Below are 17,159 nucleotides of genomic sequence, written 5' to 3'. Positions count from 1 at the left end.
TTATTGCACGCCTTGCCGCTTCACAGATGCAGCCGCTCCTGTGAGGTCAGCCGGCGCCCCTTCACATCATGTTTGATTCTTCCGTCTTCCAGTACCCATAACCGGCTGGCGAAACGCTCCGCCAGTTCAATCGGCAGTACGGTAATCACGGTTAGTCCAGTTTCCTTGCACAGCTTACGGAGCGTTTCAAGCACATTCTCCGCAGTCTTGGGGTCCAGACCAGTAACAGGTTCATCGGCAAGTATAACCTTAGCACCGTGAACCAATGCGCGGGCGATGGCCACACGCTGACGTTCACCGCCGCTGAGGTGGCTCGTCTTCATCTTTGCTTTGTCCAGCAGACCCAGCAGATCAAGCTGGTCCATCGCCCCCATATAATCATCAGAGCGGACCATTCCTGTAGCCATCCGCCACAGAGGTGTCTGTGAGGCTTGTCCGATCAGCACGTTCTTCAGTGCCGTACGGTTCGGATTCAGCTCCGCATTCTGCTCCAGATAGGCCCATTCGCGGCGGATTTTGCGTTTGCCGGCAAAAGGGCTCTTCATGATGTCCTTGCCGTCTACCCGGAAATTCCCTCTATCCCATTTCTCGCGCAGCGCCAGGCATTTCAGAAGTGTCGATTTCCCGCTTCCGCTGGCTCCCAGAATAACCACAAATTCACCCGGTTCTAATTGAAATCCGATATCCTGCAGAACCGGTGCTTTATCTTCCCCGACCGCTTTGGCCAAATGTTCAACTGTAATCATAGTTCAGCCTCTCCTGTCTTCAACTCTACTCTATAGTGTACTCTGAAAGCGGGATCAAATTCCATGCGAGCATTCGTTCTTATCTTACCTCAAATGTTCTTCCGTGGCGAGAATAATAAGCCTGTCAGTCCGAACAGAATATATAAACCACCCATTACTGCAAATACACTGCCACCCCAGCCGAATTGCAGGAGCAACCCGCCTACACCAGGCCCGGCAATACTTCCGAGGCTATAATGGAAGGAAGACACAACATTCGCCGCCGGAAGCAGATGGCGCGGCAGGATATCTGCGGCATAGCTTAGGCCAAGCGAGAAGAAGGAGCCCACCAGGCCTCCGGCAATCATCAGGAGCAGCAGATTCAGCAGAAAATGCTCTCCGGCCAGAGGAAGCAGGGTGAAGGCAAGGCCTCCGCCAACTCCTGAAGCAATTAGGATGGCTCTGCGGCCATAGCGGTCGCTCCATATGCCAAGCGGCAACTGCAGCAGCAGGCCGCCAATGCCGGCAAACGGCAATAGCGTCGCAATCTGATCCGTACTGAAGCCGATCCGCAGTCCGTATACAGGAAAGTTACTGTTCAGGCTCGCTTCCATATATCCGTACAGCAGTGCCGGGATCAGAGCGTACCAGGCCAGCCTGTAGCTTCGTCCGAACCGTCTGGCCTGCCCTTCACTATGATCTATCGGGTGCGGATGTGAATCCGGCAGTTTGACCGCAACGAGAAGCAGTACAAGGACAAACAGTCCGGCGGTAATCAGAAACGGCGCGGACGGGCCGAAGCGCAGCAGGATGATGCCCAGCGGTCCCAGGCTGAAGCCCAGACCGTAGGACATTCCATACAGGGACAGATTGCGTCCGCGGTGCTCAGCGGGTGACATCAGCAGCACCCATAGCTGAGCGGCGTAGTTAATGGCTGAATCGCCTATGCCTACCAGCAGACGGAGTACGAACCACACCTTGACCCCGGGAAGCAGCGGGAACAGGAGCAGAGTCACCAGCACGAGACTGAGGCCTGCGGCAATGAGCTTCTTGAAGCCGATTGCGCCAAGTACCCGCTCTGCAATCAGGGTCATTGCGAAAGACCCTACGTATAGAGCTGCGGCATTTAATCCGTTCAGTGAGGAGGATACACCCTTTTGCTCCAGCAGAATGGATAATACAGGCAGCAGCATCCCCTGACTTAGTCCTGCCAATATAATTACGGTAATCAGAATCATATAATTCATTTTGCTGCTGTGCTCAAGCGATATAGATTTGGAATCTGACACGAATAAATCCTCCTATGTAATTCAGCGGTGATCAAAACTGCCGTCAGAGCGGCAAACACCGAACATTATAGTGGACAACCCTCTTCAAAACAAGAGATAATATATAGAAGTGACGGATTTTCTGGAGGTGACCCGGCTTAATGAAATATGAACTCGAAATTGATGTTTCACCCGTATATGAACTGCTGGACAGTTTTATGCTATATGTGACGAAGAAATGGATTTCCAATCTGGAGATCGGCACCGATTGGGTTCGGGATGTGGACGGCCGGTTCCCGCCTATGCAGCTGGCTGCGCTGAAGCAGGCTGCCGAATGGCCTTTTGACGACTATGATGTGCTCTATGCCTGGGCTTACAGCCGGGGGGAAGCTTCCAAAGTACTGCAGTTCCTGGATGAGCTTGAAGCCTCTACCGTTGAAGATTGCCTGGTGCGGACCGCCCCCTTCTTCCACAACTTCACTCTTGAAGAATGTGCCCGGATCAAGAACGGCTATACTCCGCTGCTGCGGATGTGGTATGAGCATTATTTCCGTCATGTGGAACACACGATCCTGCCGCTCCTGATTGAAGACGCATCCGAGAAAAAAATGCTTGAGAGCAAAATGGACATGGTACCGCTGATCGAATATGCCTCGGGCGGCGTTGTTATTGAAGATATTCCTGAGCTGAAGACCATTGTCCTGCTTCCTACGGTACATAACCGGCCGATCAATACTTATTGCTTCTATAAGAACCTGATGCTTGTACAATATCCGGTCGATGTACCCTCCGAGAATGAAGAGGAGCCGCCTACCGTGCTGCTTAGGTTAACCCAGGCCCTCTCCGACCCGACCCGGCTTAGACTGCTCCGCTTTGTGGCGGGTGAGCCCAAGACCCTTTGGGAAATGCAATCCGAGCTGAACCAGTCGCGGGAGATGCTGATGCATCATCTGCTCAGTCTGCGGGTCGCCGGACTGCTGCGCGTACATCTGCGCGGTGAAGGCACTGAACGCTACAGCATACGGCCGGATGGCGCAGCTGAACTTCAGATGTTTCTGGAGTCCTATATTCGTATATAATAATTGTACATTTACAGCAGAGGCATAGTTACTTACACCTTACACAACCAAGCGGATGCTTCCGGAGCAGATTTTGTTCGAAGCGCACATCATAGAAGGATTCCTCACAAAACATTTAGGAGTGAGCAGTATGAAATATTTGACCCAACAAGTAATCTTCGATCTGGACGACACCCTGGTGCACTGCAACAAATATTTCGACCTCATTCTAGGCCGGTATTTCGAGCTTATGTCGGACTGGTTCAGTGATTACGGACCGACCATGAGCGAGTTCCGTACCAAGCAGGTAGAAATCGACGTAGAAACAGTCAGCACCAGCGGACTGGCCAGCGATAATTTCCCGAAATCCCTGATTGCCACATACCGTTATTTCGCCGCCAAATTTAACCGCAAAACCGATCCGTTCGAGGAGCAGCAGCTGATGAAGCTCGGCCTGAGCGTATATGATCAGGAGGTTGAAGCATACCCGGGTATGGTGGAAACCCTCGATACCTTGAAGCAGGATGGTCATTCCCTATACCTCTACACTGGCGGAGATGATACCATTCAGCAGCGCAAAATCGCCCAAATGAAGCTGGATGCCTACTTCGATGACCGGATCTACATTCGCCAGCACAAGAATGTGGAGGCGCTTGAGAATATCCTGACTACTTACAATTTCGACCGCAACATAACCTGGATGATCGGCAACTCCCTGCGGACGGACGTGCTTCCCGCGCTGACTGCCGGCATCAACAGCATCTATCTGAAGCAGCAGAATGAGTGGCTCTACAACCTGATTGAGCTTCAGCGTGAAATGCAGCAGTCGGTCATGACCATTTCAGCAATTCATGAGGTACCGCCGGTGATCCGTTCAGCTGCCCTGCGCAAGCATCACGGCTAACTCCTGTTACAAATGACATATGCAGCCTGCTGTGGGTATGATTATACTATTTGAGTAGATTTTCATCCCGCGCAGGAGGTAGGCAATGAACAAACCTATGAAATCTAAGAAATCTAAGAATCCCAAGAATTCCACGGGTAACAAACGTCTGCTCCCCATGTTGCTTGCAATCATTGTCGTTCTTCTGGTGGTTGTCCTGTTCTTCATCACTACAGGCAGCAAGTCATCCGGTTCAGCCGAACTCGAGGGCCTGCCCAATTACACAGATGTGAAGGGAACAATCGTTGTTGACGGGCTGAAATATGAGAAACAGCCTCATCTGGGCAAGGAAGATGCTAAGGTGAAGGTCATTGAGTTTGCCGATTTCAAATGTCCAGCCTGCAAAAAATGGACCGCCACCTATCTGGATACGTTCATCAAGGATTACGTAGATACCGGAAAAGTACAGTTCTACTTCATGAACTTTGCCTTTATTGACCGGGACTCTTATTTTGCCGCCAGTGCAGGTGAAGCCATATACAAGCAGAGCAACGAGAAGTTCTGGGAATATGTCCACAAGCTCTATGCCAATCAGGGGGATGAGAGCAAGATCTGGGCTACGCAGAAGTTCATCCTGAAATTCGTTAAGGATAACATCGAAGGCATCGATTACGGACAGTTCGAGCAGGACGTCAAGAACCATACGTATATGTTCGATGTAAAAGAAGACTTCAAGATCGCCGGCGCTTACGGTGTAAACGGCACGCCTAAGTTCATGGTGAACGGCGTTCTGCTGCCGGACTCCTCTTATGAAGGCTTAAGCGCTGCAATTGACAGCGCACTGCAAGAAGCTAAGTAACTTCACAACCTGTAAAAGCATATAAAAAAGCGCCCCGGCCGGGAAATGAACTGTGACCCGATTTGAGGACGGTTTAAAAGAAATACCCTAGAGCTAGCTCGCAAGGAGATGACTTCTGAATTCGTCAGGAGTCATCTTCTTTAATGTCCATTGGTATCGCTCGGAGTTATAGTAGGCAATATATTCCGAAACACGAGCCCTGACTTCTGTGAGATTCTGACAATCTCGAACGCTCATTTCATCTTTCATATGCCCAAAGAACGACTCCATCGATGCATTGTCCCAACAGTTCCCTTTACGGGACATGGACTGTTGAAAACCTGCCTGCTCAATTTGGAGACGAGTTTTAGGATGTGTGTAGTGCATGCCCTGATCGGAGTGGAAAATGGCTTCTGGATGAAGATTTCCATCAAGCCGTTCCAGCAGACGCCGAATGGTTTTTTCAACGAGTGGTAACTCTAGTGTCCCTGCTACACAGTCAGCAAGAATTTGCCGGGTTGCTCCATCTTTTATGCACGAAAGATAAGCCCACTGTCCGTTTCCGTACCGCAGATAGGTGATATCGGTTAGAAAGACTTTCTCCGGCTCTTTCTGGTCAAATTGGCGTTTCAGTAAGTTTGCGCAGGTCTGATGCTCCTGCGTTGCCTTTGCCATCTTACGGTACGGATTAGCTTGCCGTAAGGCTGCGACAAGGTTAAATTTACGCATTAATCGGCGAATCTTCTTGTGATTCATGGTGACACCGCTGAGATGCTCCAAACGCATCTTAATCACCAAAGCGCCAGCTCTTCCTTGTAATGCGTTGAAGTGTTGCTTAATAAGAACAAGGTCGCGCTCGTCGTCGGCTGCACGAAGTTGACGCCTTTGCTCGGCGCCCAGCCATCTGTAATAGCCACTGGTGCTCACAGCGGCGACTCCACATAGATAACGAGTCATACGGCTTAATCCATGGGCTCTCAGGGTGTGATAAATGATTTCGTAGCGCTCCGAAGGTGTTAAGGTTTTCCTTGGTTCCGTTCGAGCGCTTCGAGCTTTTTTAGAAAGTCGACCTCAGCTTCTAGTAATTTAATCTTCGCCTTTGCGCGCTTCAGTTCTTCGTCAGCAGACAAGGCACATGCAGGCTTTCGTCCAGCGCTGCCTTTGCCACGCCGTTCTTCCAGTAGTCCCAGTTCACCATATTTAGCAAAGCTATCTCTCCAGCGTTTCAAACTATGCTTTGGTTTTTTAGAACCGATGAGATTTAGGTCAAAGCCCGCCTTAAGAAATATTTCTGACGGGGGTGTCCCCTCGTTGTAGGCCTTCACTGCCGCCAACTTAAACTCAGCAGTATACGAAATATTCGTCTCGGATACTCGCTGAACATTTGGATTCTTCTCTAATCTTCTGATGATATCTTCCGTAAATAGGGTTCGATTTAAATTTCCCACAGTCTTATCCCGCTCCTTTTCCAATATTCTGATTAAAACACAAAAGACCCACAAGAAGGTCACTTTTTTCAAAGTGTCTTTCTTGTGGGTCACAGTTCAAAAAACTGGCCGGGGCGCTTTTTTCATTTATGAATTATTCCACAGCCAGCTGTCCTGTATCCATGTTCGTCAGCACCAGCTTGCCTTCCAGCGGAGAGCCGTCTTCTGCAGCCAGCTTCAGCTTGCCGGTCTTGCCCTTCTCAATCAATGCTTTCACCTGGGCGTCGGTGAGCGTGCGGCCGTGATTTTCTTTCCAGATCACGAATTTGCAGCCTTCCTTGTAATGGGAACAGCCGTAGCCCTTGCGGCCCATGAAGATCATCCCGCCGCAGCCGGGACGCGGGCAGCTGCCAATTACCTTCGGCCCGGTGTCCTCCGCTTTCGCGGCAGCCGGCTCGCTGCGTTTCCTTGCCGCAGTAGGTTTGTCGGCGGCTTTGCGGTCCGCAGCTTTGCGCGGCGTTGCTCCCGCAATGCGTCCTTTGGCTCCGGCATTCAGCGAAGGGGTTTCGCCTTCGAAGGAGGTTTTGGCTGCACGGGACTGCACCCGGACCTTGTCCACGATCATAGAGGCGAAACGTTTGACGTTCTCCATGAACTGGCCGTCCGCGGCTGTGCCGCGGGCGATTTCGTTCAGGCGGCGCTCCCACTGCCCGGTCATTTCCGGGGAGGTCAGCAGCTCAACACCCGCACCGCGGATCAGCTCAATCGCTGTCCGTCCCTTTTGGGTGATGGCGATTTTTTTACCCTGCATCTCCACGTAGCCGACATTCTTCAGCCGCTCAATGGTTGCTGCCCGTGTCGCCGGAGTGCCGAGCCCCGAATCCTTCATGGCATCGCGGAGCTCCTCATCCTCTATCTGCTTGCCTGCGCTTTCCATCGCCTTCAGCAAAGTCCCTTCCGTATAGTGCTTCGGCGGCTGGGTATCCTTCTCCTTAACGATGGCGTCACTGCAGACCACTTCATCCGTTGTTGAGATCGAGAACGGCTCGTTCACCTCAACCTCCTCGTCCTCCTCATCCTCCTTGCCTTTGCCCTTGGCCGGTTTGGACTTGTCCTTCTTCTGGTCTCCGTAAATCACCTTCCAGCCCAGGCCGAGCAGCTCCTTGACGGTGGTTTTGAACTTCTCATTCTCCACTTCGGTGATTACAGTATGCACCTTGTATTCAGCAGCCGGATAGAACTGGGAGAGGAGCCGGCGGACGATCAGGTCGTACAGCTTGGCCTCATCCGCACTCAGTCCGTTCGCCTTGCGGTTCGTCGGCAGAATGGCATGGTGATCCTCAACCTTGGACGGGTTACAGATAAACTTGTTGCCTTTATGGACCAGGTTGCGGTTGGCACCCTTCACCCATTCATCGTACTGCGTACCTTGCAGCGCCGACAGCGTCTTGTGCATCTCCGGGATGTTCTGCTCCGTCACGTAGTTGGAGTTGGTACGCGGATAGGATATCACTTTGTGCTTTTCATAGAGCGCCTGGGCAATATCCAGCGTTTTTTTGGCTGAAAATGCATATTTCCCGTTCGCCTCACGCTGCAGCAGCGTCAAATCATACAGCTTGTTCGGATATTCCTTGGTTTCCTTAACCTCATAGGATTCAATTCTGGCCGGTTTGCCCTTAACCTTGGCTGCAAGAGCCTCTGCCTTGGCGCCGTCAGTGAGCCGGTCCCCCTGCCACATTCCCTTATAGTTCAGTTCATTCTGGCTGAAATGCCCCTCCACCTCAAAAAACTTCAGCGAGGAGAATGCCTCAATCGTCTTCTGCCGGTCATAGATCAGCGCAAGCACGGGGGTCTGCACCCGCCCTACAGACAGCAGCACATTATGCTTCGTCGTAAACGCCCGCGAGCCGTTCATCCCGATCAGCCAGTCCGCCTCGCTGCGTGCCCTGGCCGCCTTGGTCAGATTCTCATATTCCGAGCCGTCCTTCAGCTCCTGGAACCCTTTGCGGATCGTTTCCGGTGTCAGGTCCGATATCCACAGCCGCTTGACCGGCTGGCTCAGCTCCAGATGGCGCTGGATTAGCGAGAAAATATGCTGCCCTTCGCGCCCGGCATCGCAGGAATTGACCAGCAGGTCGCTGCGCTTCGCCAGCTCGCCAATCACCTTCAGCTGATCCAGCGTGCGCGCATTCGGCACCAGCTTGAACTGCTCCGGAATAATCGGCAGATCATTAATGTTCCATTTTTTATATTTGTTGTCGTATGCTTCAGGCTCCGCCAGGCCAATCAGATGCCCGATCGCCCAGGTGATAATATACTGCTCCCCTTCCAGATAGGAACGGTAATTTTTGGCCTTCGGTTCTATTGCGGCGGCGATATTCCGCCCCATGTCCGGTTTTTCCGCAATAATGAGTGTCTTCAAAAATAATCGCTCCTTACCCATGGTTCTTCCAAAATACGTCCAGTAGTCTATTATACCATTACTTCACCACTTTTTAACGTATTGACTTGAAGACTGAGTTCAGACCCGCGGTATTTGCGGTTATACCTCACAGGTTGAGTCCCAGTTCAATGAATATTTTCACATCCCAATAGATACACCTAAATATGTCATTTCGCACTATTTATTTGCGATATATAATTCAGTTACATAAATTTAGCAAAACCTGCAGCCGATGCGGATCTTAACAGGTGAAATCATGGCGTTTAAAAACATTTCAAGAAAATCTTATGTGGGATTTGGCGGATGGTTAGTGCTGTTTGCTGCTAGCTTATTCGTACAATTTATCAGACTTCTATTAAGTACCCTTGATAACTACTCTATTATCAAGTCTGACGAATTTAAACGAATCACCGATCCAGACAGTGAATATTATAATTCATCCTTGTATCCGTCATTAATCGTTGATACCACCCTAAGTCTGGTCATCTGTATTATGATCATATTCATTATCTATTTTTGTGTAAGACATAGTATATGGTTCAAAAAGTTATCTGTAATTTACATAATCAGCTCTTTCATCATTCAATGCTTAACTCTTTTTTGGCTGCTGGGTATTCATTTTTTGCCGGAGGAATTCTATGAAGAAATAAATATATATCAGGGTGTTATATCTTCATTTGCTTATATGCTGATCTGGTTGCCTTACTTACTCATATCTAAAAGAGTGAAAAACACATTTGCGTAAAAGACGCAGTTGTTGTTATTTGATAGCTACATAAAACGTACCAAACGCGGATGATCAAACGGAGCAGGCCGATTAGCTTCCATTGAAACCTTAATCGGCCTTTGTACCATGTGCAGTTCCATAAACCTTAGATCCCGCTCACCCGCGCCACGGCCTCACTGATATCAATCACTTCTTTGGTCCCGGCTCTGCGGTCCATATATTCGACCTTCTGCTCTGCTGCACCCTTGCCGACAACCAGCGCAACCGGAATGCCGATCAGCCCGGAATCCTTGAACTTGACCCCGGCCCGCTCATCCCGGTCATCCAGCAGCGTCTCAATGCCGATGGCGGTGAGCTGTGCGTACAATGCTTCAGCAACCTCACGCTGCCCCTTATCCTTCACGGACATCAGCAGAATGTGAACCGTATAAGGAGCTATGGCCGCCGGCCAGATCAGCCCCTGATCATCATGATTCTGCTCGGCTACAGACGACAGGAGCCGCGAAATGCCAATACCATAGCACCCCATCACCATAGGCTGACTCCGCCCGGCCGTATCTAAGAAGGTCGCACCCAGCTTCTCGCTATAGACTGTGCCGAGCTTGAAGACATGCCCTACCTCAATCCCCTGATGAAAAACCAGCTTCCCTTCGCCACACTCCGGACAGAGATCACCTGAAGCAGCGTTGCGGAAATCCCCTACATGCGTAAGCGTGAAATCTCGGCCAGGCACTACGCCACTCAGATGGTAATCTTTGTCCCCGGCACCTGTGACCGCCTCTGTCATGCCGGCAACGGCTGCGTCAACCAGGATGGTCAAAGACAATCCTACCGGACCGACAAAGCCGCTTTCAACTCCGGCTACCGCCTGCACACTATCATACTCAGCCAATGCGATTTCACCGCAGCCCAGATATTTCTGCACTTTGAGCTCGTTAACCTCATGATCTCCTCGGACTAATACAGCAAAGGTCTTACCGCCGTCTGTGTAGATTAACGTCTTGATAATCTCCTGCGGTTTAATCCGGCTCTCCTGCTCCAGCTGCTGGATCGTCTTCTGATTAGGCGTGTGGAACTTTACAGGAACAGGAATGCCGCTGTAATCCCGCTCCTCGAATGCGGCTACACCGCGTACTTCAGCCTGCTCCAGATTTGCGGCATAATCGCAGATGGAGCAGACCGCAACCGTATCCTCTCCAATCTCTGACAGAGCCATAAATTCGTGATTCTGGCCTTTTCCGCCGATAGCTCCGGCATTGGCCTGCACTGCCCGGTAGGTCAGACCGCAGCGGTTAAATATCCGCCCGTAGGCATTGTACATCTGCTCATAGTTCAAATCGAGACCTTCCCAGCCTGTGTCAAAAGAGTAAGCATCCTTCATAAGGAACTCCCTGCCCCGCAGCAGCCCCGAACGCGGACGGCGTTCATCGCGGAACTTCGTCTGAATCTGATACACCGTGAGGGGAAGGCGCCGGTAGGAGTTAATTTCATCCCTTACAAGTGCTGTCACTACCTCTTCATGGGTAGGTCCCAGCACAAATTCCCGTTCATGACGGTCCTGCAGCTTCATAAGCTCCTTACCGTACACGTCATATCGGTCAGATTCTTTCCAGAGCTCTGCGGGCTGCAGAGAGGGCATGAGCAGCTCCTGTGCTCCGGATGCATCCATCTCTTCCCTGACTATGTTCTCAATCTTGCGGAGTACCCTCCGCCCCAGCGGCATATATGTATATACTCCTGCCGCCAGCTGGCGGATATATCCGGCACGCAGCAGCAACTGATGGCTCATCGTTTCTGCTTCAGCAGGGGCTTCGCGGAGAGTTGTGACGAATAGATTGGTTTGGCGCATACGGATCAGCCTCTTTCTTCGATAAATGTGTTATGTTGCCGCTTAAGTCTCTTTGAATACGCAAAAAAGACGCATCCGTCAGGGACGAATGCGTCGTGTTACCACCCTGGTTCAACCGCCTTAGAGAGAGCCTGGCGATCCTTAAATCCGGATAACGGCCGGGGCCGGCAGCATTACGCATATTGCCATAAGCTGCAGCTTCCAAGGCAGGATATGCCTCACACGCACTTGAGGGACCTTTCAGCCGGTGAATCCCCTCTCTGTTCTGGCGGGTACGGAAACATAGATCCTTGGTCAACGCTTTGTACATTATAAATATTGTACTTAATCTATACGATATATCGGCACCCGTCAAGTCGGTACTGCAAAATCACAATTATGATAAAATTCAATATTTTGTTATATGTATCCCCTTTCATTCCCAGAAATTTGTGATACAATTAAATATTTTTTTCAAGCGCTTTTAGATATGAAAAAAATGTGTCGATAAACCGAATATATGAATAGAGTTATTCAAAGAAACGGCTACATTCTCATATAAAAGCCGATTTCCATGTATCCGAGGGGGAACCATTCCAATGTCCAAATCCGTCAACCGTTCTAAGCGAAAATCCAAATCAGGTTCACTGCAGAGAAAAATGATGATTCTATTCAGTATTATGCTGGTGATCCCCATCCTGCTCGTAAGTACTTTCTCGTATTTCAGTGCAAATAAGCAACTGGAGATCAAAATGCAGGATTCCACGCATTCCAGTGTGGATCTTGTCGCAAGTACAATTAACGAATATGTTTCAGCCGCAATGCGAAATGTAGATCTGCTAAGCCAGCAGATTAATTCTTCCGATATTGATGCTAATTCGCCGGAAACACGTACGCTGATTGAATTGTTCATGAAGGCGCATCCCGAGCTGGAGATCCTAACGGTGGGCAATGATCAGGGTGCGTGGATGAAAGCTCCCGATCCCGGGAAGCAGGAATATGATCCGCGTACCAGAGACTGGTATAAGGCAACCCTGTTGAATCCCGGTAAAATCACGATCATCGATCCTTTTGTCTCAGCAACAACCGGCAACTATACGCTCTTTATCTCGGAAACGCTGAAGGATGGCCAGGGTGCGATTACAACCAGCCTCAACCTGAAAGCCTTAAGTGAGAAAATCAACAAGACCACACCAGGGGAAACAGGCTATTTTTATATTGTTGACCGGAATCATAAGTTCGTCTCTCATCCCATAAAAGCTGCAGGTGATGATGTAGCAGACTATGTCGTGGAGATGCTGGTTAATGAGAGTGGAGATCTGAACTATACGAATCCGGATTCAGGCATGGATATGCGGGGTTACTATACAACCGATGCGAATACCGGATTCAAGATTGTCGGCATTCTTCCGACCCAGGAATTCTCTGATGCGACGCAGCCTATTATTAATACAGGAGCAATTGTACTGGCCGTGTCTCTGATTGTCAGCATGACCTTATTGTTCCTGATTATCCGTTCCATCACGAATCCGATCCGCAGTCTGAACCGTTCTGCGCAGCGGGTGAGCGAAGGGTACCTGAATGAACAGATTCACATTAACCGGTCGGACGAAATCGGACAGCTGGCGGAGAATTATAATCTGATGGTAGGTTCTCTGCGTGGTATCGTTTCTGATATTTCAGACACTTCGGCACAGCTTGCCTCTTCAAGCCAGCAGCTTACAGCCACGACTGAGGAGAACTCCAAAGCCACTGCTTATGTGACCGGACTCGTGCAGGAATCTTCAGAAGGTGCTGAAACGCAGACTTCAGCGATGGCTGAGACCTCGCGTGCGATGGAGGAAATGTCTTCAGGTATCCAAAAAATCGCTGAAGCTGCAGCCACCATTGTAGACTCTTCGGCCAATACAGAAGCTGACGTGCTTAGCGGCAGCCTCAAGATCGAACAGGTCAGCCGGCAAATGGATGCCATCCGTACCTCCACCCACCATTCTTCGGAGCTGATTGGCCAATTAAACGGCCTGAACACCGAAGTCTCGGCTATGAGCAGCGCGATTACAGCCATTGCCGTGCAGACTAACCTGTTGTCACTGAACGCCGGAATCGAAGCCGCCCGGGCCGGAGAACATGGCAGAGGATTCGCTGTAGTCGCCACTGAGGTACGGAAGCTGGCGGATCAATCGAAGAATACAGCCGGAGATATCCAGGACACCCTGCTGCAGATGACCCGGCTTATTGACCAGACCTATGAAGCCATCCGGCATACGGTTGCAGCAGATGTAGATTTGGGCATTCAGGTTACAGCTGAAGCTAAGGAAGCGTTTATCAGTATTGAGCACTCCACGACCAAAATCAACAGCCAACTGCATGACATCTCGGCCATTACCGAGCAAATGTCTGCCGGTGCGCAGGAGGTTGCTGCTTCTGTTCATGAAATTTCCGGCATCTCGCGTTCAACTTCAGATGCGTTCCAGAGCGTAACTGCGGCTACCGAGCAGCAGTTGGCCTCCATGGAAGAAATTTCCTCCTCCTCCACAGAGCTGTCCAAGATGGCCGCAGCACTGCAGCTTAAGATCGAACGCTTCAAGCTGGAGGACTAGTTCACACGGATTACAGTCCTATAGCTGCACACAAAAACCGTCACTCAGCAAATGCTGGGATGACGGTTTTTGTGTGCATTTCATTATCTTAAGCTAAAATCTCATCATCTTATTCTCTAGACGAGTACGGTCGAACCCATCAGATATCTATCCACTTCACGTGCCGCTTCACGGCCTTCGTTGATCGCCCAGACCACCAGACTCTGACCACGGCGCATATCTCCGGCTGCGAATACTTTATCCACATTGGTGTTGAATTTACCGTAACGGGCCTTTACATTACTGCGGCGGTCCGTATCCAGCTTGAGCTCCTCAATAATATCCTGCTCCGGTCCGTCGAAGCCGATCGCGATCAGCGCAAGCTGTGCGGGATAGACAGCCTCAGTTCCCGGAACCGGCTGGTAAATCTTCCGTCCGGTCTCATCCACCATACGGCGGATTTGCACGGTGTGCAGCTCCTTGAGGTTGCCTTCTTCATCGCCTACAAATTTCGTAGTCATGATGGAGAATTCACGCGGATCTTCTCCGAAAACCGCCTTGGCTTCCTGCTGGGCATAATCCAGCGTATAGACATTTGGGAATTGCGGCCATGGGTTAGCAATCGGATCGCGCTCCAGCGGCGCCTTGTCATGCGTACCGAACTGTGTAATGCTGCTGCAGCCGTGACGCAATGAGGTAGCCACGCAGTCGGAACCCGTGTCCCCGCCGCCAAGTACGATAACATCCTTGCCGGCAGCCGATACATAGTTGCCATCCTCCAGATTGGAATTCAGATAGCTCTTAATCGTACCGTTAAGGTAATCCATAGCGTACATTACGCCATTCAGTTCATTGCCTTCTACATTGAAGCGTCTGGCTTTGGTCGCTCCGCCGCAGAGTACAACGGCATCATATTCATCCACCAGCTGCTGTGCCGGAATATCCTTGCCGATTTCAGTATTCACTACGAACTGGATGCCTTCTGCTGCCAGCAGATCCACACGGCGCTGCACGACACGTTTGTCCAGCTTCATGGTAGGGATACCATACATCAGGAGGCCGCCGATGCGGTCACTGCGTTCAAAGACCGTCACAGTATGGCCCGCTTTGTTCAGCTGAGCTGCCGCCGCCAGACCTGCCGGTCCGGAACCGACAATGGCAACACGTTTGCCTGTGCGTTTCTCCGGAGGGTTCGGTACCACCCAACCCTCTTCAAAGCCTTTGTCCACAATTGCCAGCTCAATGGTCTTAATGGTGACAGGCTGGCCAATCAGGCCGACGGTACACGAACCCTCACAGGGTGCAGGACAGATGCTGCCCGTAAATTCCGGGAAATTATTCGTCTTGTGCAGGCGTTCCAGCGCTTCCTTCCACAATCCCCGGTAGACCAGATTATTCCATTCCGGAATAAGATTATGCACCGGACAGCCCGAGGTACCGCCGCTCATATCTATGCCGGTATGGCAATAAGGTGTTCCACAATCCATACAGCGTGCACCCTGAGTCCGAAGCTCGTCCTCGGTCAGATGCTCATGGAACTCTTCCCAATCCTTGATGCGCTGCTCGGGATCCCGGTCCCCTGGGAGCTGGCGCTTATACTCCATAAATCCAGTAGGTGTAGACATATTTACGTTTCCCCCATCCGTTCTCTTCGTGTTGATGTATAGTACACTATAACATACCTGCGGCAGAAATATATCTAATGCAGCGTAGGTGAAGAACCTGCATATTTTATACTACCTAGTGAAATATCATTTCTAATTTTAATTATAGTAGCATTCAATACTTTCACACTGTAATGGATTAATCTGCTGATTATTTGTACTATTTCACATCTTGTGTCAGAGAAAACGCTTTTTCGTTACTCCCTGCGTTCATATACAAAAAAACGGTAATCATAAGGATTCTGTTCATTGCGAATCCCCTGTGTACTTGAAATTTCGCTCCACTGGCTCCAGTTGACCTCCGGAAACTTCGTATCTCCCGCAATATCTGCGTAAATCCGCGTGACCAGCAGCTTGTCTGCATGAGGCAGCATTAAGCTGTAGATCTCCGCTCCGCCGATCACCATCAGCTCATCCTCTTTAAGGCCTTCTGCCAGGGCTTCTTCCAACGAGTGTACAACCTCCGCACCTTCTGGCGCAAAGCTGTGGTCCCGGGTCAGAATAAGGCTGGTGCGGCCTTTAAGCGGCTTCCCGCCGAGAGAGTCCCATGTTTTACGGCCCATCAGCATTCTTTTGCCGAGTGTCTCTGCTTTGAAATAAGCGAAATCCAGCGGCAAATGCCAGGGCATATCGTTATTCTTACCAATCACACCATTCGAAGCCATCGCCCAAATCATGGTGATACTCATATTCACGCCCTCTTTTCCATGAAATCATCGAATAGGTTTCCGGACAGGGTTATATAGCAACCGGCGCTTTGATCCCCGGATGATGGATATAGTCGGTAAACTCGAAGTCCTCAAACGTATAATCAAAAATACTGTCAGGCACCCGGCGGATATTCAGCTTCGGCAATGCGTAAGGCTCCCGCGCGAGCTGTGTGGCCACTTGCTCCATATGATTTGTATATATGTGCACATCGCCGCCTGACCAGACAAATTCACCAACCTCAAGCCCAGTCTGCTGGGCCACCATATGGGTGAGCAGCGCGTAGCTGGCAATGTTAAAAGGCAAACCCAGGAACGTGTCCACAGAACGCATGGTAAGCATACAGGACAGCTTCCCGCCCGCTACATAGAACTGAAACACAAAATGGCATGGCGGTAGCTTCATCTGCTCAATCTCACCTACATTCCAGGCACTGACGATATGACGGCGGGAATCCGGATTATGCTTAATCGACTCAATAACATTCGCAATCTGATCGATATGTCGTCCGTCCTTGCTCTCCCAGGCCCGCCACTGCGAACCGTATACCGGTCCCAGCTCACCGTTCTCATCCGCCCATTCATCCCAGATAGAGACTCCATTCTCCTTCAGATAAGAAGTATTGGTATCCCCTTTGAGGAACCAGAGCAGCTCATGCACCACCGATTTCAGATGGATGCGTTTGGTGGTCATCAGCGGAAATCCCTTCGACAGATCGAAGCGGAGCTGACGCCCGAATACAGACAAAGTGCCTGTACCGGTCCGGTCGCCTTTGGCTGTACCGTTGTCCAGTATATCCTGTAATAAATCCAAGTAATTACGCAAGCAGTATCGCACCCCACTCTCTTTTTTTCTTATACCAGTTTACCATGAGCTGACCGTCCTTGTAACTTGTTCGCGCGCAGAAAATGCAATTTCCTGCGGTCAGCAAATACTGACAAAAGCAGTTTTTCCTAATCCTGATAATAGAGGAAATTAATTTGCCCAGCAACTGATTGCTGTTATGATACG

General features: G+C 50.4%; 13 protein-coding genes. 5 read left to right on the top strand and 8 right to left on the bottom strand.

All coding sequences use genetic code 11. The annotated features are described in order from the left end of the window. Positions 1 to 20: 20 nt before the first annotated feature. Together MKX70_RS20750 and MKX70_RS20745 are read right to left on the bottom strand one after the other, a co-directional pair. Positions 21 to 746, bottom strand: a complete 726-nt coding sequence (locus tag MKX70_RS20750) for a phosphonate ABC transporter ATP-binding protein (protein ID WP_042137817.1) — start codon at positions 744 to 746, stop codon at positions 21 to 23. Between the two features lie 89 nt (positions 747 to 835). Next, positions 836 to 1,972 carry an MFS transporter gene (locus MKX70_RS20745; protein ID WP_042242679.1) on the bottom strand — a complete coding sequence of 379 codons (1,137 nt, stop codon included), beginning with the start codon at positions 1,970 to 1,972 and terminating at the stop codon, positions 836 to 838. A 182-nt stretch (positions 1,973 to 2,154) separates the two neighbouring features. On the opposite strand from MKX70_RS20745, the gene MKX70_RS20740 reads away from it, so the two are divergent. From MKX70_RS20740 to MKX70_RS20730, 3 genes are all read left to right on the top strand, one after another. Further along, positions 2,155 to 3,072 carry an ArsR/SmtB family transcription factor gene (locus tag MKX70_RS20740; protein ID WP_039299120.1) on the top strand — a complete coding sequence of 306 codons (918 nt, stop codon included), beginning with the start codon at positions 2,155 to 2,157 and terminating at the stop codon, positions 3,070 to 3,072. A 130-nt stretch (positions 3,073 to 3,202) separates the two neighbouring features. Further along, complete coding sequence (locus tag MKX70_RS20735) at positions 3,203 to 3,955, top strand: HAD family hydrolase (RefSeq protein ID WP_042236843.1); 753 nt, start codon at positions 3,203 to 3,205, stop codon at positions 3,953 to 3,955. 85 nt (positions 3,956 to 4,040) lie between these two features. Continuing rightward, a complete protein-coding gene (locus MKX70_RS20730) occupies positions 4,041 to 4,793 on the top strand; it encodes a DsbA family protein (RefSeq protein WP_340785709.1) in 753 nt (250 codons plus the stop codon). Between the two features lie 93 nt (positions 4,794 to 4,886). On the opposite strand, the gene MKX70_RS20725 is transcribed toward MKX70_RS20730, so the two are convergent. Both MKX70_RS20725 and MKX70_RS20720 read right to left on the bottom strand, forming a co-directional pair. Further along, a protein-coding gene (locus MKX70_RS20725) for an IS3 family transposase (protein WP_156123488.1) occupies positions 4,887 to 6,220 on the bottom strand; the annotation gives its coding sequence in 2 pieces (ribosomal slippage) (positions 4,887 to 5,839 and positions 5,839 to 6,220; 1,335 coding nt in all). Positions 6,221 to 6,353: 133 nt separating this feature from the next. Then, positions 6,354 to 8,621, bottom strand: a complete 2,268-nt coding sequence (locus tag MKX70_RS20720; protein WP_340840636.1) for a type IA DNA topoisomerase — start codon at positions 8,619 to 8,621, stop codon at positions 6,354 to 6,356. A 253-nt stretch (positions 8,622 to 8,874) separates the two neighbouring features. Here MKX70_RS20720 and MKX70_RS33460 point away from each other — a divergent pair, with 253 nt between their 5' ends. Next, positions 8,875 to 9,387, top strand: a complete 513-nt coding sequence (locus MKX70_RS33460) for a DUF2569 family protein (RefSeq protein WP_081956562.1) — start codon at positions 8,875 to 8,877, stop codon at positions 9,385 to 9,387. 127 nt (positions 9,388 to 9,514) lie between these two features. On the opposite strand, the gene MKX70_RS20715 is transcribed toward MKX70_RS33460, so the two are convergent. Continuing rightward, a complete protein-coding gene (locus MKX70_RS20715; RefSeq protein WP_340785703.1) occupies positions 9,515 to 11,218 on the bottom strand; it encodes a proline--tRNA ligase in 1,704 nt (567 codons plus the stop codon). Positions 11,219 to 11,796: 578 nt separating this feature from the next. Between MKX70_RS20715 and MKX70_RS20710 the strand changes: the two genes are divergently transcribed. Further along, complete coding sequence (locus MKX70_RS20710) at positions 11,797 to 13,797, top strand: methyl-accepting chemotaxis protein (RefSeq protein ID WP_042236852.1); 2,001 nt, start codon at positions 11,797 to 11,799, stop codon at positions 13,795 to 13,797. 116 nt (positions 13,798 to 13,913) lie between these two features. Here the strand turns inward: MKX70_RS20710 and MKX70_RS20705 are convergent, their stop codons facing one another. The 3 genes from MKX70_RS20705 to thyA form a co-directional block, all read right to left on the bottom strand. Continuing rightward, the gene (locus MKX70_RS20705; RefSeq protein ID WP_042137832.1) at positions 13,914 to 15,401 is read right to left on the bottom strand and encodes a glutamate synthase subunit beta; all 1,488 of its coding nucleotides are present in this window, start codon (positions 15,399 to 15,401) and stop codon (positions 13,914 to 13,916) included. A gap of 236 nt (positions 15,402 to 15,637) precedes the next feature. After that, positions 15,638 to 16,129: a dihydrofolate reductase gene (locus MKX70_RS20700; protein ID WP_042236856.1), complete on the bottom strand. Its 492-nt coding sequence runs from the start codon at positions 16,127 to 16,129 to the stop codon at positions 15,638 to 15,640. Positions 16,130 to 16,178: 49 nt separating this feature from the next. Beyond that, the gene (gene thyA, locus MKX70_RS20695; protein WP_042236858.1) at positions 16,179 to 16,973 is read right to left on the bottom strand and encodes a thymidylate synthase; all 795 of its coding nucleotides are present in this window, start codon (positions 16,971 to 16,973) and stop codon (positions 16,179 to 16,181) included. Positions 16,974 to 17,159 lie beyond the last annotated feature (186 nt).

Origin of the sequence: Paenibacillus sp. FSL R7-0312 (genome assembly GCF_038004445.1) — a bacterium.
GTDB lineage: Bacteria > Bacillota > Bacilli > Paenibacillales > Paenibacillaceae > Paenibacillus_AQ.
Note: the sequence above shows the minus strand (reverse complement) of the source record. Positions and strands in the feature narration are given on the sequence as shown.

Excerpts from the sequence above, each read along its gene's own strand:
- MKX70_RS20735 (WP_042236843.1), top strand. The coding sequence starts at position 3,203 with ATGAAATATTTGACCCAACAAGTAATCTTCGATCTGGACGACACCCTG.
- MKX70_RS20715 (WP_340785703.1), bottom strand. The coding sequence starts at position 11,218 with ATGCGCCAAACCAATCTATTCGTCACAACTCTCCGCGAAGCCCCTGCT.
- MKX70_RS20750 (WP_042137817.1), bottom strand. The coding sequence starts at position 746 with ATGATTACAGTTGAACATTTGGCCAAAGCGGTCGGGGAAGATAAAGCA.
- MKX70_RS33460 (WP_081956562.1), top strand. The coding sequence starts at position 8,875 with ATGCGGATCTTAACAGGTGAAATCATGGCGTTTAAAAACATTTCAAGA.
- MKX70_RS20700 (WP_042236856.1), bottom strand. The coding sequence starts at position 16,129 with ATGAGTATCACCATGATTTGGGCGATGGCTTCGAATGGTGTGATTGGT.
- MKX70_RS20710 (WP_042236852.1), top strand. The coding sequence starts at position 11,797 with ATGTCCAAATCCGTCAACCGTTCTAAGCGAAAATCCAAATCAGGTTCA.
- MKX70_RS20730 (WP_340785709.1), top strand. The coding sequence starts at position 4,041 with ATGAACAAACCTATGAAATCTAAGAAATCTAAGAATCCCAAGAATTCC.
- MKX70_RS20740 (WP_039299120.1), top strand. The coding sequence starts at position 2,155 with ATGAAATATGAACTCGAAATTGATGTTTCACCCGTATATGAACTGCTG.
- MKX70_RS20705 (WP_042137832.1), bottom strand. The coding sequence starts at position 15,401 with ATGTCTACACCTACTGGATTTATGGAGTATAAGCGCCAGCTCCCAGGG.
- MKX70_RS20745 (WP_042242679.1), bottom strand. The coding sequence starts at position 1,972 with ATGAATTATATGATTCTGATTACCGTAATTATATTGGCAGGACTAAGT.